General features: G+C 36.2%; 17 protein-coding genes, 1 pseudogene and 1 riboswitch. Of the genes and pseudogenes, 3 read left to right on the forward strand and 15 right to left on the reverse strand.

Features of this window, described 5'->3' with window-relative positions; all coding sequences use genetic code 11:
- Window positions 1–228: 228 nt before the first annotated feature.
- From C1A05_RS08770 to C1A05_RS18300, 3 genes are read right to left on the reverse strand one after another with little or no spacing between them, the layout of a single operon-like run.
- The gene (locus tag C1A05_RS08770; protein ID WP_102027823.1) at window positions 229–669 is read right to left on the reverse strand and encodes a GNAT family N-acetyltransferase; all 441 of its coding nucleotides are present in this window, start codon (window positions 667–669) and stop codon (window positions 229–231) included.
- 28 nt (window positions 670–697) lie between these two features.
- Entirely contained in the window at window positions 698–922 is a 225-nt protein-coding gene (locus tag C1A05_RS18295; RefSeq protein ID WP_234998436.1) for a hypothetical protein, read from the reverse strand.
- A gap of 36 nt (window positions 923–958) precedes the next feature.
- A complete protein-coding gene (locus tag C1A05_RS18300) occupies window positions 959–1,135 on the reverse strand; it encodes a hypothetical protein (protein ID WP_234998438.1) in 177 nt (58 codons plus the stop codon).
- Between the two features lie 484 nt (window positions 1,136–1,619).
- Window positions 1,620–1,722: riboswitch (SAM riboswitch) on the forward strand.
- An 83-nt stretch (window positions 1,723–1,805) separates the two neighbouring features.
- On the opposite strand from C1A05_RS18300, the gene C1A05_RS08780 reads away from it, so the two are divergent.
- Together C1A05_RS08780 and C1A05_RS08785 are read left to right on the forward strand one after the other, a co-directional pair.
- Window positions 1,806–2,555 (forward strand): cyclase family protein, encoded by a 750-nt coding sequence (locus C1A05_RS08780; RefSeq protein ID WP_102027824.1) that lies wholly within the window; start codon window positions 1,806–1,808, stop codon window positions 2,553–2,555.
- Between the two features lie 26 nt (window positions 2,556–2,581).
- On the forward strand, window positions 2,582–3,688 hold the full coding sequence (locus C1A05_RS08785; RefSeq protein WP_102027825.1) for a 5-methyltetrahydropteroyltriglutamate--homocysteine S-methyltransferase: 1,107 nt from the start codon (window positions 2,582–2,584) through the stop codon (window positions 3,686–3,688).
- A 44-nt stretch (window positions 3,689–3,732) separates the two neighbouring features.
- Here C1A05_RS08785 and C1A05_RS08790 read toward each other — a convergent pair whose 3' ends face one another.
- The 10 genes and pseudogenes from C1A05_RS08790 to C1A05_RS08830 all read right to left on the reverse strand — a co-directional run bounded on the left by C1A05_RS08790 (window position 3,733) and on the right by C1A05_RS08830 (window position 11,028).
- Window positions 3,733–3,924 (reverse strand): hypothetical protein, encoded by a 192-nt coding sequence (locus tag C1A05_RS08790; protein ID WP_102027826.1) that lies wholly within the window; start codon window positions 3,922–3,924, stop codon window positions 3,733–3,735.
- 82 nt (window positions 3,925–4,006) lie between these two features.
- Window positions 4,007–4,999 (reverse strand): phosphotransferase enzyme family protein, encoded by a 993-nt coding sequence (locus tag C1A05_RS08795; RefSeq protein WP_102027827.1) that lies wholly within the window; start codon window positions 4,997–4,999, stop codon window positions 4,007–4,009.
- A gap of 58 nt (window positions 5,000–5,057) precedes the next feature.
- A complete protein-coding gene (locus C1A05_RS08800; protein WP_234998444.1) occupies window positions 5,058–6,002 on the reverse strand; it encodes a phosphotransferase enzyme family protein in 945 nt (314 codons plus the stop codon).
- 416 nt (window positions 6,003–6,418) lie between these two features.
- Entirely contained in the window at window positions 6,419–6,544 is a 126-nt protein-coding gene (locus C1A05_RS18430; RefSeq protein WP_255398294.1) for a hypothetical protein, read from the reverse strand.
- Between the two features lie 37 nt (window positions 6,545–6,581).
- Window positions 6,582–7,559 (reverse strand): HD domain-containing protein, encoded by a 978-nt coding sequence (locus C1A05_RS08805; protein ID WP_102027828.1) that lies wholly within the window; start codon window positions 7,557–7,559, stop codon window positions 6,582–6,584.
- Window positions 7,560–7,594: 35 nt separating this feature from the next.
- Window positions 7,595–7,915 (reverse strand): annotated as a pseudogene (locus C1A05_RS08810) (YdeI/OmpD-associated family protein); the annotation flags it as partial.
- Between the two features lie 41 nt (window positions 7,916–7,956).
- Window positions 7,957–8,562, reverse strand: a complete 606-nt coding sequence (locus C1A05_RS08815) for a hypothetical protein (RefSeq protein ID WP_102027830.1) — start codon at window positions 8,560–8,562, stop codon at window positions 7,957–7,959.
- Window positions 8,563–8,591: 29 nt separating this feature from the next.
- A complete protein-coding gene (locus C1A05_RS08820; protein ID WP_102027831.1) occupies window positions 8,592–9,152 on the reverse strand; it encodes an AAA family ATPase in 561 nt (186 codons plus the stop codon).
- A 388-nt stretch (window positions 9,153–9,540) separates the two neighbouring features.
- Entirely contained in the window at window positions 9,541–10,191 is a 651-nt protein-coding gene (locus tag C1A05_RS08825) for an alpha/beta hydrolase (RefSeq protein WP_102027832.1), read from the reverse strand.
- A gap of 33 nt (window positions 10,192–10,224) precedes the next feature.
- Window positions 10,225–11,028, reverse strand: coding sequence for a class I SAM-dependent methyltransferase (locus C1A05_RS08830; protein WP_102027833.1), 804 nt, complete (start codon window positions 11,026–11,028; stop codon window positions 10,225–10,227).
- Window positions 11,029–11,604: 576 nt separating this feature from the next.
- Between C1A05_RS08830 and C1A05_RS08840 the strand changes: the two genes are divergently transcribed.
- The gene (locus C1A05_RS08840) at window positions 11,605–12,156 is read left to right on the forward strand and encodes a cupin domain-containing protein (RefSeq protein WP_102027835.1); all 552 of its coding nucleotides are present in this window, start codon (window positions 11,605–11,607) and stop codon (window positions 12,154–12,156) included.
- Between the two features lie 56 nt (window positions 12,157–12,212).
- Here the strand turns inward: C1A05_RS08840 and C1A05_RS08845 are convergent, their stop codons facing one another.
- The gene (locus C1A05_RS08845) at window positions 12,213–13,400 is read right to left on the reverse strand and encodes a DUF4317 domain-containing protein (RefSeq protein WP_102027836.1); all 1,188 of its coding nucleotides are present in this window, start codon (window positions 13,398–13,400) and stop codon (window positions 12,213–12,215) included.
- Between the two features lie 134 nt (window positions 13,401–13,534).
- Window positions 13,535–15,169 carry a ribosomal protection-like ABC-F family protein gene (abc-f, locus tag C1A05_RS08850; RefSeq protein ID WP_102027837.1) on the reverse strand — a complete coding sequence of 545 codons (1,635 nt, stop codon included), beginning with the start codon at window positions 15,167–15,169 and terminating at the stop codon, window positions 13,535–13,537.
- Window positions 15,170–15,418 lie beyond the last annotated feature (249 nt).

A 15,418-nucleotide genomic window follows, 5' to 3' on the forward strand; every position in this document is an offset into this window, starting at 1 on the left:
GGCTACCTATTCTAGTTCCTTTTATCAAACTTTATCCAACCATAAAATATTATATAAGCAATTATAGGCAGAAAAGAAGAAATCCACTGGTATTCTATTGGAAAAAGTATGATAAGAATTACGGATAGAATGATAATAGGTAGTACCCAAATAAAAAACATTCTCACATATTTATTTTTGAAGCTAAGCTCAAACTCCTCCATTATTCATCACTCCAGTTATATCAACTTACACTCTTTTTACTAAAGAAACCGAATTGTGCATTACGGAAAATCCATTTTTTTGATAGAAAGGATAAGCTGGGACATCCTTTTCCGTAGCTAAGGTAATATGTTTAACATCTTTAGCTTTCAACACTTCTTCAATTAAAGTTAGAAAAGTGCTACCTGCCCCTTTGCTTTGTCTTTTTCTGGAAATAAAAAATTCTTTAATAAAATATTCTCGACCTTCCCACCAGTTAAAAATATATCCTAATGAGCAACCTATAAGCTCATCTTTTTCATCATATAAAGCCAATGAGAGCGAATTATTATTCTCCGTCAAATCCTTCATATAATGGTCTAATTGGTCATTATTCCACTTATCAAACCAAGGTTCATTTGAAAATACATCTAAAAATAATTCTTTCATTTCCTCATATTCGCTGTTTTTTAAAATTTCTACCTTCATCAATAGAGCCTCCTACTTTTATCATAGACTAATAGTATTTATTGGTAAGTAAATCTGAACTTCTTCTCCTTCTTCTACCGGATTCGACAATATATGAATCGAGATCTCTACGGTAACCTTTCCCCTCAGCCCAATCCACTAGATTCAAATGAAGTTCTTCAAGTTTTGATATATTTCCTCTTGTAGTGATGTAACGCTGATTTAGTTCCATATATTCCATTCCTGCTGGTACTACGTTGGGTTTGGCCTTCACAATTAGCCCAACATAATAATGACCACGCTGGTGCTCCTAACCTCTTTTCGGTTCAAATAATGCAATTTCTGTATTCGTTGCCGATAAAATTTCATTTGCGCGACTTAAAAGTTCCTGCGCAAGCATTGGTACTTCCTTGCTAAAATTTACATACTCTCCATTACTTTTTAATCCAACTATTTTAAAATTTTTACTTTCCATTCTGAACGGCATATTAATATCTCCTGTTTCAGCATACACCCTTAACTAATAAAAGATTCTTCTTAATTACTCACTACGTCTCTCAAACATCAAATACAAAACAACAATTAACATTATCATATTAGAAATTTGAAACATTGCTGTAGTATCCGTATTATTAAATAAAACACCAATAAATGGAACTTGATATAATATAAACCCTAGGATAAGTGAAATTAGAACAACTAGAAATGTATTAAGCATATCCCCTCTCCTTAATGATTCATTTTAGTTTTTGAAGCATAATACTGTTGTAACTCGACTTCTTCTGTCCATTTTAACAAATTATACCACTTATAAATACCACTAAATGTAATACCTTTAATAAATTTCCATAGGATAGCCTCTTTTATCTAACGCCCCTATTAACGTCGAAATAAAAATTATGATCAAAAAAACTATTGACACCCTCAAATTCTACGTGTATTGTATTATCTATAATTTAATATTTAGAAAATTCTTATCCAGAGAGGTGGAGGGACTGGCCCTTTGAAGCCTCGGCAACGGACTTATGTTAAGTACCGTGCCAATTCCAGTAGCGTAATGCTAGAAGATAAGAAGAGAGACAATTGCAACGGCAATTTGCCCCTTTTCTTATGGAAAAGGGGTTTTTTATTTATAAAGAATTAAAGGAGTGGCTAGGATGACTACAACATTTAAGAATGAATTATGGGATGCATTACAAACGTTAAAAGGCAAACAGTGGGTGGATTTAACCCATTCATTTGGTCCTGAATCGCCGCACTTCTTTGCTTTACCTGATGCAGAGATTGCACCATTATTTACGCATGAAGATGGATTTTTTGTACAGAACTTTTCATTCCCTGGGCAATATGGAACGCACATTGATGCACCTATCCATTTTGTTCCTGATCAACGTTGGCTTGAGGAATTGGAATTGAAAGAGCTAGTATTACCACTTGTTGTAATTGATAAGTCAAAAGAAGCTGCAGAGGACAATGATTTTACGTTATCTGTTCAAGATATACTAGATTTCGAGAAAGAGTATGGTGCAATTGAACCTGGTACCTTTGTAGCTCTTAGGACAGATTGGAGCAAGCGTTGGCCAGACATAGAAGCCTTTGAAAACAAAGACAAAGACGGCAATCAGCACGCACCTGGTTGGGGAATGGAAGCATTAAAGTTCTTATTTGAAGAAAGAAAAATTAAAGCTGTTGGTCATGAAACATTTGATACAGATTCTTCTGTCGATGCGAGAAAAAATGGCTCCCTTATCGGAGAGTATTACGTGTTAGAGCAGGATACATACCAAATCGAGCTATTAACAAACTTAGATTTATTACCAACGAAAGGGGCAGTTATTTTCAATATTGTCGCTAAGCCCGAAAAAGCAACAGGCTTCCCGGTTCGTTCCTTTGCTATTTTACCTTAATAAATAATTTGAGAGGATGATTAAATATGACAAAAACATTAGTAAAAGCACCATTCAAAGCAGATCACGTTGGGAGTTTACTACGCCCAGAAAGCCTACAGCAAGCAAGAGAGGAGTTTAAGGCAGGAAAAATATCTCTAGAGGAGTTACGTAGAGTCCAAACGAGAGAAATTAAACGTATTGTTGAGAAGCAGGTAGAAATCGGTCTTGAAGCCGTAACAGATGGAGAATTCCGTCGTTCGTGGTGGCATATTGACTTTATTGAGAACTTAAATGGATTCGAAGGGTTTGTACCTGAGCGAGGTATTCAATTTGCAGGCTTGGAAACAGAGCCTTACGATGTTCGAAATGTAGGGAAAATCTCGTTCAACCAAGACCATCCATTTGTCCAGGATTTTATTGAATTTAAAGAAATTGTTGGAGATCGTGCCGTTCCAAAGCAAACCATTCCGAGCCCGAACCAATTATTCCATGCAGGTATTCGCAATCCAGAGGTGTATCCAAATTTAAAGGATTATGTGAATGATGTGATTCAAGCTTACCGTGATGCATTGAAGGCGTTTTATGATGCTGGCTGCCGTTACCTACAATTTGATGATGTATATATTGCTGGTTTGAACGCTGAGGATTTGTTTGCATATGAAAAGCTTTCTCGAGAAGAACTTATTGATTTAGCGTTACACGTCGTAAATAGTGTATTAGAGGATAAGCCTGAGGATCTCGTTATCACAACACATCTATGCCGTGGAAACTATCGCTCTACTTGGGCATTTGAAGGAAGCTATGCGCATATTGCACCAACTTTATTTGCAAAAGAAAAAGTGGATGGATTCTTCCTTGAGTATGATGATGATCGTTCTGGAGACTTTAAACCTTTACGTTTCATCCCAAATGATGATGGACCACAGGTTGTACTAGGCCTATTCACATCGAAATTCGGCGAACTAGAAGACAAAGCGTTAATAAAAGCACGTGTGGAGGAAGCAACACAATTCGTACCGAAAGAGAAAATATGCTTAAGCCCACAATGTGGATTCGCCTCCACGCACCATGGCAATAAACTAACAGAGGAACAACAATGGGATAAGCTGAAGTATATCGTAGATTTATCTAAAGAATTATTAAGCGAATAAATATATGGGGATAAGCCGAATTCGGCTTATCCCCATTTGTTTTTTTAGCTTCCCATTTTTCTTCTAGTATTTGTCGTTTTCTTTACATGCTGACTTTTCATCATATGATTTCCATTATCTCTTCCATGCTTATTGCCATTTTGTTGAGCTTGTTTTTTTCTTTCTAATTGCTGTTTTACGATTTCTTGCATACTAAGCTTTTGTTTTCCACTCGAATCGTTTTGGTTTTGAGACATATTGGACGCTCCTCATTCTTTCCATTTTTTTCAACATATCTTTATTATAATAACATGGATACAAATTTATAACTATACAAGACTAATCAACAGAAATAGGCACTATATTCTGCTTTAATCGATCCTTTATTTCTGTGAGCAATTTCTTTATGCTTTCATTCCGCTTCTCCTCAGGAACCTTTTTATTAAAAACGGTATACAATGAAAGATCCCGAAGCTGTAAAAATAACGGAAGCTGTTCCTTCCAATTCGGCGGTGGCATGTGTACCGTTTCGTAACCTGCCATAAAGGCCTTTAAAAACGCTTTAGCAAATGCATTTCGAACTTCACTGCTCTCATTCGGATATTTCCACAAAGTAGAATAGTATAGTGGAATCGCAATATCTGAGCAATAATAGTGATAACTGCTATCATCAAAGTCAAAGGTATGTATGTCTTCCCCATCGTAAAAGAAGTTTCCGGAATGTAAGTCAGTATGGATTAGTCCATAAGTAGTTTTCGTTTTAGGAAGGTTTTTAATTTGGTCTAGCAGTTTCTTTGCGTTTTCATAGATTTGTATCTCTTCACTTGGGATATACTTTTCCAAATTAAAAACAACATCTTCATCCCAATCGAGTCGTCTTTGAACTCCTTCCTTCACCTCATACTTCATAGTTGCTCGATGCATCTTCCCCACCGTTTTTCCGTAAGAATAAAAAAGCTTCTCATTAAAATTTACGTCCTGAATTTGCACTGGGTCCCCGGGGGCTTTCGAAAATAAACAAACGTGAAAAAAAGTACCATCTACTGCGGGTAATGTTTCTACAAGGCTTCCATTGTTAGAGTGAAACACTTCGGGTACATTGACATTCTCATAATGTAAAAATCGAACCCAATCCAACTCAGAAAGTATCTCCTCACTGGACCTGTGTGAGCTATGGGTGATGCGTAAAATGAATGGAGTATAACCACGGTATACCTCAAACACATAGTTTTCAAAGCTTCCTAGTTTTTTAGTAACCTTTTCCAAAGAAAACAATTCTAATGCTTGTGTCACGATCTCTTTTTTAAATACTTTTTCAACTGCCTGTTCCATTTGGCTCCCCCTTTTTTTGAAGCATTCTCTAAGCAGAATCCTATAAAGCTATATAATATTAGATTATTGGGATTGATTGATTTTGTTCAATTCTCATTCGATAAAGATTTAAAATCCTTACTTGATCTTCTGTTACATTTTCTTTATCAAAATACATGTGCATTAAATTGTAATCAAATATTTCCTTTAGTTTTATAAACAAGGGAATTTCTTTTAACATATCTGTACTTAATTCATTTCTCTCTTTGTATCCATCCATAATTGCTTTTGTAATCCTCTGACCGTAATCAACGATGTTTCCACTACCTACAAAAGAATACTCTAGGGCACTATATATTGGTACGATTAGATCATAAAGATAAAAATGTTTTTCAAAATCTTGAAAATCAATCATGGTCAATTTCATATCCTTATCCATTAATATGTTCTCTAACCACAAGTCACCGTGAATTAGCCCATAATTAGCATCATTTTTTGGTATTCTTTTTACAGCATGTAAAACCTCTTTAGCAATCTCTCGAATCGTACCTTCTTGCTTTGGAATGAATTTAAGAAAATCATATTCCTCATTATCATACCAATCGTTAGTATATTTAACTGGATGTATGTCTTCATATTTTTTGGATAAACGATGTAATGTACCAATTTGCCGACCTAACTCCTTAAATATTTGGGTATTCCATTGGTTTCTAGGTAAATGAATGCCCGGAGCTGATTTATAAAGAACGGTTAAGATTTCTCTATTATCAAGTTTAATCAACTCTACTTTCTTCCCGTTTACTGAAGATATGGTTGGCGAAACACCAAACCCTTCATTAAATAAAAAATCGGTAAAACAAACTTCTTCTAACTGTTCTTCCATACTTTTATAGTTTGTAATTCTAGCAAAGTAAAGACTATTATCTAACGTAGTGCACCGAAACATCTCATCTGTTACCGATTCCACTTTTAATAAGTTCACTGAATATAATTTATTAAGTTGTTCCAGTATTTTCTGATCCAAGTACCCTCTCCCCTTTCTTTTCTATAATTCTTCAATGTTTAATTATTTTCCCTATTTTGTTAAGAGCGCTACTTTGTTTAATCAATGAAATATTAGATACTATTTATGAAGTAAAGTGGAAAGGTAGTCCATTCTGTTCAGTACAACGGATGTGGAATCAGCATATAAAGAAATGATAAAAGAATGGAGTGAAAATCTTAAGTATGCCGGTAGTCCCTCGTTCACTTTTTACGATTAAGATGGGAACGAATATATTAAGAGAAGATAAATAAGTTAAACTTTACATATATGGAGCATTACCATAAGCGTTCAAATATAATTATGCATATGGACAACAGGTATGAAGACTGCTTTGTGCTTCTTATTTTTTCAAATGAATCTATGTATTTCTCTACCAACGATTGACTTCAGCTATCTTAATACTTTTCCTTTATTTCTTTTAGCAATTCGATTATTTCTTCCTTTTGTTTACTACCTCTTCTAAGATGACCTTCAATTGCGAAAAGAGTAATGAATAGTGCAGCATAAACGAAGATAAACAATTGAAATCCTCATTGAAATGTTATCCTATTAATCTCCTTAGTTGGAATTTACTCTCACAAACATCCCTCTCGTCGCTTTCTCATAAGCCTCATTTCCCATTGTCCTTACACTTTCGGATACAGTAGACGCTGAAATGAACTCGCCATCCCTATAAATAGTAGGATCAATTAAACGTAGCTTGTTTTTTCGATGTAGGTCGTAATGTTCTCGGTCTTCCATTACATTTACATTCGGATGAATCTCATCTAGTAATCTGAGCAATTCCATATCCCTTGACGCCTTTATTTTACTAATTAATTCATTATCAGAACCTAAAAAATCATTTGGACTAATTACCCTTTTTTCTATGGACCGCCTCAATGTTTTCGCCAACCGATCATTGGCATATATATTTAATGGGTCCATAAAAAAGTCAATCACTTCTTTATAGTACGTTTGGACAAACCATTCTGCAGTTTTAATGTTTTGTAAGAACATCTTCCCATCGACAACAATCAAATCTTGTAAAAAAGCATTTATTTCTTTTAATGTTATATTTCCATAGCTATACATATCACGAAGCGTATAATCCACCCTATCCGCACACAATTCTGGTGCAGGTTGCTCCAGCAATGTCCACTGTTTATCATCTAACAATATATCCTGATAATTGTATTTATAAGTAGCTAATAGAACAGGAATTTCGGAATCCTCAATAACAGATTGGTAGATTTTCTCATGATAGTCCTCCTCCTCATTCTCCAAAACAAAATCAACAACATGAGAGAAAGCGGTATGCGAAACATCATGCAGAAGCCCTGCTATTTGCTCTTCAACCGAACCACCAAGCCTCTTTATTAGTAACAGGACACCAATAGAATGCTCGTAGCGAGTTACATTCCATTCTTTATTCACTAAGTAGCTAGCTCCTCCTTGATGGATTCCCTTTAACCTTTGAACAGGTTCACTCAAAATTAAGGCTTCGATTACCTGGTCCACTTCAAATTCACCATAAAGGTCATCATAAATAACCATTTTATCCCACCTAACGCCGATGATTGTTTCAACTATTAATCATGTAATCCTTTTCCACTAAAAATGTGTTCTATATACTTTTCAATTCTCGCTGCTCGTGTTTTGGATTGTTTGGCTTTTGAAGAATAAAGTATGTATGCTCGTTGTCGCCCTGGAGTTAATGCTTCCAATGCATTTTTCAAGGAAGGACTTTCCTTGAATTCTTCTTGTAATTCCTCAGGATAGCTTAATTCCGTTTTCTCCTTTACCTCCACCTGTAAACGGAATTTTTTTACCTCCACCGCTTCGTTAATATAGTTTTTTAAGAGATCTTCCAATTCTTCTATTTCCCCTACATTGGTGAACCGTACTTGCCGTTCCAACAAAACGCACCTCTTTATTTCATTAGCCGAAATTATTATTTTGTTATAAGTGATACACCATTCGGATCTGTTTCATTCAAAAATGACATCCTGCTTAGCATTGCCTTATGAATAGTAACGTTTTTTCCCAACTTGAAGGTAAGGTCTATTGCCATTTCCTTTAACAATTGCCTAATATCATGCTCTACATGTGCATCTTTAACCGTAATTTCTAATGCTTCAATTCTAGCAGCGTCCTCGGAATCCTCATCGATTGCATCCCGATTCGTTTGAAGTTCGATTCGAAAGTTATATGGTGTGCCGATAAACGTTCGTCTATCGTTTGAATGGACGTTCCATTTTAATGACTTAGCACTCTTGCATATGTCATCATGTTCCTTTCGGGTTACAAGAAATCCAATATGATCAAACATCACTTTTTTCCCATATCCAAACGTAATATTGATGGCCCCCTTTCGAACTTCAATAATTCGGAAGGTAATGTCCAAACCTCGAAAGTCTTCCCAGTTCAATGGGGGATCAAAAGACTGAAATTCCCCATCCTTTTTTCCGACTCGTTGGGTAACCCGAAATCCATTTTCTATATAAAACTTTTCTGTTTCTTCGACATTCGGGGTCCAAAAATGATAATGAAAAAGCATATTCTCCCTCCCAAATTATTTCAACCGCACTAAAGTTTAAATTTTTCTTTTATCAGGAGTGCTACTTCGACGGCTTCCATATTAGTGTTGTTGATTCTTATATAATTTTCTTCCTGAATTTCCCCATCCAAGGAGTTCATCCTTCGAGTATCCAATGTTTCCAACAAATGTTGTTCGGATTGCTCGAGATTTCGTTTTGTCGGTTTATGTGCTAATCTATTCGGAGTCTTGTTTCGCTCGATTCTTTCGTTCACATTCGCTTCCAACTCAACGAAGTAAATCTCTACACCATGGGAACGGAAGAGTTCGCACATTTTCTCCACATGCTCCCAGTCTTCTTTCTGATCAAAATACCAAATTTTTGTGAAAATCATTCCGTATTGATCACTACTAGCAAATGACTTGAAAATCTCCTGTCGGAAAAGTAATGCTAACCTCCACATCTCTTTTGTAAATCCATACAATGGCTCTAGTAAATCAATTGTCATATGATTATGGAAGAGTTTTAAGTTTGTCAGCTTTGCTAACTCTTGTCCAACTGTCATTTTCCCAACAGCTTGTGGTCCAAAAATAAAAACGAATTTTTCCATGATGTATCCTCCGTAAAATAACATTTAGACTATCAACGCCCAATTTGAGCCCATATTTGAAAATGCCTCTTTACACTAGTGACCTTGTTCTGACCTTATGTATGTACCAAACACTCATCTATTTCTATTTTATTCATATTATAAGCTGCTTTCATCCGTACGAGGTTTTAAGAACTCTACGACTTTAGATGGAGATGGTTTATAAAATGATGCCTGTGGAATAAAGATGGACATGAGCGGAACATAAAGGAGCATAAAATGATTTCAGATAAAAATAAAGAGAGTTTCGAAATAAAAATAAGCCCTTACGATATCTTTTTTAAAAGGCCGTATCAAATTTGATTAATGTAAATGATTTTTTAATCGCTAATTTAAAAACACACAACGGCTAAAACGAAAATTGCTCCATCTCCTTCATGACTTCCTTAAGCACTGTAATAGAATCGAAGATATGAAAATCCCTTTCCAAAGAATGATTCACATTAGGAATTAATTTAGATGTCATATTAGGGTTACTCAAAACTTCTTTATATCTTCCATCATCATAAAAACGATCTTTATCCCCAATGATACATAGACTCTGATTTTTAGTATGAATCATTCCATTATATACTTCCTCCTCAGTTAACAACGGGGTGAGCCAAATCACCTTTGCACGCTCGAAAGAATTCATATTCGTAATCGAGGTGAGTGGAATCGTTCCAATCGATTTCCCAAGTAGGATGTACTGGTCATAGGATTTCTCCGCAACATACTTCTCTACTACCGCCTTGGAATCAAAATGAATGGCCTCATTTAATTCTTCATTACTGAAGGAATCATAAAATGGATCTTTGTAGCTGTAGTTCACCTGTAAAACATCATAGGAATGGCTCAAAAATAAACCTGTTCCATAATGAAAAATGGGTGATTGAACCGTATATCCAGCACCTGGAAAAAAGATTACCAAACCATCCGCTTCATCTGAATTGCTTAATACGGAAAAAGAAATATCTCTATCTTTATATCCTTTTACACTGCCTGTTTGAACACTTAACATAACATTCTCCCCCCTAATTACAGTCATAGATTTCTAGATTTTTCTACCAATGTAAAGTAAATGTGTTGAAATCCCAAGAAGAGATGAATCGGTTGCTTTTTCAATAATAAATTTAGTGACTCTTTCTTCTTCTCCTTTGTTCTTCCAATAATCCCAACTCTCTTGATTTAAAACAGCTCCAACATTAGAGCCTAATAATTCAAGGCTTTCAAAACCTTGGGACTCCATAAAGGGCTTGATGTCTTCCATATTAAAATAGTAAGCCCCTGTAAAACGACCGTCATCCGCATGGTTGAAGCAGCCCGTTTCCAAAAAGGTTTGGATCGTATCCATATTGTCGTTTGGTTTCCAATGTTCCGGATTCAGAAGTGATGTAAAAATATGTCTGATTCGAGACATAAAAGCGACAAAGACTACTCCATCTTTCTTCGTCACTCGATTTAATTCCTGAACTGCTTGCAATCGAGACTTTTGATCCTGCAAGTGATACATGGGACCAAGCATGAGGGTAGCATCAAATTGTCCATCCTCTAAACTGCTAAGGTTTCTGGCGTCCAGCTCGTAAAAGCCATCAAATTGTTTGTCTAACTTAAGCTCTAGGGCTTTTTCTTTCGCAACATTGACTAGCTTTGGCGTTACATCTGCAAGTGTTATGTAATATCCCTCTTGAGCAAGCCTCATAGCATATTTACCTGGGCCTGCACCATTATCTAAAATGAATCCAGATTCGGGTAAGTATTTCTTAATATACTCCCAATTTACTAGAAATTCTATTGGCTCCCGATCAAGCCTTCCCCACTCATCAAATTGACTATAATAGTTCACAATATGACTCATGCCTACCCTCCCCATCATCTAGCTCGAAAGTTATTTTTCCCATATTAACATAATATTCCAAAAAGTGGAATCAGAAAATATATTAATACATGGTCGTTTTATTGGTTTGGTGGTGTGATGAGGTGGTGCGGTGTCGAGGTTGGTTATGGAACATTAAAGGCTGATTATGCAACATAAATGACTTTATCTGAGACATAAAGGGCAACTTGTGGAACATAAAAACTGGAATGGAACATAAATTGTGAACCATGCAACAGAAAAGGGAAAAGTTGGAACAAACAGTTTACCTTTTGGGTGATAAGTTAAATAAAATAAAACATAAACAGCAATATTTGAAACATAAAGAGCGTCTTCATAAAAATTCTCCCCCTATGTATCATTGGATGAATCATAAAATGAAAAGTCTGGTTTATAAACCAAGTGAAGTGAACGATAACAATGAAATAAGGAGTTTAATTCGACAAAAAAGCACAAAAATCGGGTGGTGCCAGGCACCACGAACATACTAGACTGGTGTACATTTCCAAGCTTTATGGAATAGGATAAAGTGATATTTCACGGAAAGGATTGAAAAGCATGCACTTTAAACAGTATATTGATCCACAGCATTATTATTGGCATCGGCATGTTCCAATGCAGCCTTATGTTAATCAGCCCGTTTATTGGGCTTATCCGCCGGGGTATGGTGATTATCGGTTCTCTAGTCAAAACCCAAGCCCTATGAACACTCAAGACTTTGGAGGACAGCCGTATGTAGTGAATATTGATCAAGCGACGAAACAAAACAATACGTTTCGAACAGCTATTTGGACAGGAGAACATTTACAAGTTACGCTCATGAGCATTGGGGTTGGAGAGGACATTGGGTTAGAGATGCATCCGGATGTAGACCAGTTTCTACGGATTGAAGACGGCCAAGGATTGGTTCAGATGGGGGATTCTCGAGACAATTTAACATTCCAGCAAAATGTCTTTGATGATTTTGCCGTCATGGTACCAGCAGGAAAATGGCACAACATAACCAATACAGGGAATACACCACTCAAACTGTATTCCATTTATGCTCCACCTGAACATCCATTTGGAACCGTTCATCAAACAAAAGCTGAGGCAGAAGCACATCATTAAACACAATCGGAAGTGCCACTCCAAAAACTTTGGAGCAGCACTTCCTACATTAAGCATTAATCTTCTTCTTTTGCTTTTGTAAATAAAGCCTCTGGAATCATCTTAAAGCCTTCAATAATCGTATCCTCTTCCACTTCTATTAACAAACATAGCTTACCATCAATTTGAGTTTGCTTCACATATTTTAAATCCTGTGGGCTAACGGAAATATCCGCAATTTTTGTTTTTATTTTAATGGATTTTTTGTTGTATTTCGGTACGATACTGGTTGCTTTTAGTTCGTACTTTTCATCGTCGATTACCTTTTTAAACGCTGTTTCTACTTTTTCTGTATTGACGTCCTCGATTCCACTATTTCGCAATACATTTTCCACATCTTTATAATCTAATTTCGGTGGTTCTGGCTCCTCGTGCTCCTCCATAACTCGGTGAATCTCTTCATACACATTGGAAAGTGTCGAGGTATTAATTTGGTCACCTACAACATCTTTCACTATTTCTTCAAACACAATTTTATCCTCTTTGGCAGTCATAACTTCCTCTGCATTTAAAACCTCTTCAATAAAATGATAATCTGGCTCATGGGCTTTTCCAGTAGCATAAAGAACATGATTTACATCTGCTGCGTTATCGGTAAAGCAGGGAAACAAAAAACCTCCGACTGGCGCGGTTAGGTTGATGATTGGGTCTACGACAATATTGTATTTAAATTCCTTCTCGATATAATCAAACAGCAGTTCTTTTTTTGGATCTTGCGTTTTATTCATGCTACAAAGAATAAAGGAATGAGCATAAACCGCATCTCGATCACTTTCTTCTGCCTCTTCATTGCTGCGCTTCATGGGCTTTAAATATTCCCCACGAATAAATGTTATCACTATATCCATTTCATACTGCTTGTCCTTCAGCATTTTGCCAACAATCTGAAGCATTTCTGCTTTCCATTCCTCAACATCTTGACTTAATAATCCACGGTGTAAAATAAACTGACTGGAATTTTCTGCATCCCGGCGAAACTTTAATTCAAATAACTTCTCGTCCAGCTGACCACCAAGCACTTTTTTAAAGTTGTTTAAAAATAATTCTTGTTGATCCTGGTCTAGCATTTCGAATGGTGTACTTTGGTAATGGTAAATATCACTCGACTCTTTCATTACATACACATTAAAAATTTCCTTAATATTCATTAAATCATTGTCTACTTTGAATTGTTTACGAATGTTTGCAATGTCTTTTTTGTTCAACTCTTCCAACTCCTAGATCGTTATCTAAACAAGAAATTGGAGAGTAAATCATAGATTTGATTTACTCTCCGTATTTTCAATTATGCCTTATTTTAACACATGCATTTCGGAAAAGCCTGTATGTTTCTACCCATTTATTTTTTGGATAACTCCTGAATCTGCTTCGTCAATTCGAGAAATTTTTGATCAAGTTCCGCATATTGATCATCATTCGGTGTCATAAAACTTAATTTACCTAGCACTTCTTGACGATCTGTTTCCAAGGCAAGCTTCAATTCTTCCATTTCATCCGGATTTCTGTTTTCTTTAACTGGCCTCAAAATCTGCTTATCGGCTATCACAAGCTTTTGATTCGTTATTTTTTCAAGAAAATATCGATCATGAGATACGACAAGTAACGTTCCATTGTACTGAGCTAAAGTATCTTCTAATTGCTCACGGGATGGTAGATCAAGATGATTGGTCGGCTCATCTAGTATAAGAACATCTTTATCTTCTAAAATGTAATACATGAGCTTGCACTTCACCCGCTCTCCCATACTCATATTCCGAATTGGTTCTTTCCATTGGGAGGGGGTAAATCCTAAGTGCTTCATCAAATTTTGTACCTTTCCTCGTTCTGCATAGGTCTCTTTATAAAAAAAATCTTCAGGTGTTTGGTCTAATGGTAAATCAAACACCTCTTGGGTTAAATAACCAAAATTGGCAGCAGGGGATATCCAGACGTCACCCGTTGCTTGTTCCTCCCCAAGAATTATTTTCAGAAATGTGGTTTTCCCACTTCCGTTCGGTCCGACAAGTGCTATCTTTTCTCCATGCTTTATCGTAATATGAACCTTTTCAAAAAGGGTTCGCCCTGAAAACGCCTTTGTTACATCCTTTACCTCTAAAAACCGCTTGCCTACTTTTTCATTCGCCTCCATCGAAAAACGTACCGTATATTCTGGTTCTACTCGTTCTACTTTAGCTTTCTCCAATTCCTTCTCCAACCGTTTTTGCTTTGACTTCACTTGCGAGTCCATTCGTTTTGCTTTTTTTCGGTAATATTCTTTATATCCTTCCTGCTTAGTGGATTGGGCATGGGCTTTTTGGGAAAAGGAGTTTAACTCGCTAATTTGACCTTCTATTCGTGCAATACTTTTTTGTTGCTTCTCATATTCCCGCTCTTGTGTTAACCGCTTCTTCCGCCTTTCTTCCATATAGCTTGAATAGTTCCCTCGATGTTCGATCACCTTCTTCTGTTCGATTGACCAAATTTTTGTGGCCACTTCATCAATAAAATGCCGATCATGAGATACAAATAAGATAGTACCTGTATAACGCTCGAGTTCCTCTATTAACAACTGTATACTATCCTCATCCAAATGGTTTGTTGGTTCATCAAGCAGCAATACATCTGCCCTTTGCGATAAACCCCTTGCTAGTCGAGCTTTTAATTTTTCTCCACCACTTAATTGAACATAGTCATTTGCTGGCACATGCCATTGGTTTAACAATTTCATCTCCTGTGGATTAGCCTTTTCAAAGGAATGGTGTTCGGTTTCCTGCTCTACCATGACCGTTTTCGCATATCCACCAACCCGCTGAATGCTACCCCCTGCCGGTTGGAGATTACCGTTTATGAGCTGAAGCAAAGTGGATTTCCCGGCACCATTTTTGCCAATTATCCCTACGATATCACCTTCCTGTACCGTTGCATTAACGGTATCCAAAAGCACAGAATCCAATATTTCATAATGAACATTTATTAGTTTTATCAATTCCTTCATTAAATCGCCCTCTCGTACAAGGGAGGATAGACATTTTACATATGAAAAAATCCTCCCATTTTTTTGGAAGGATTAGTCGTATACAATACATTATCAAATAAGCTATTATCATGATAGCTTGATCCGTTATTTGAAAAATGGGCAGACTAATCCTATTTTGCAACAGTTGAAATATACAATTTCAAACTTTATAAAATAAGATTAGTTAATCATCGGCCACCCATCATCCTTTCTAACTTTTATAAAATA

This window comes from Salirhabdus sp. Marseille-P4669 (assembly GCF_900240405.1).
In the GTDB taxonomy this organism is placed as follows: domain Bacteria; phylum Bacillota; class Bacilli; order Bacillales; family Alkalibacillaceae; genus OEQK01.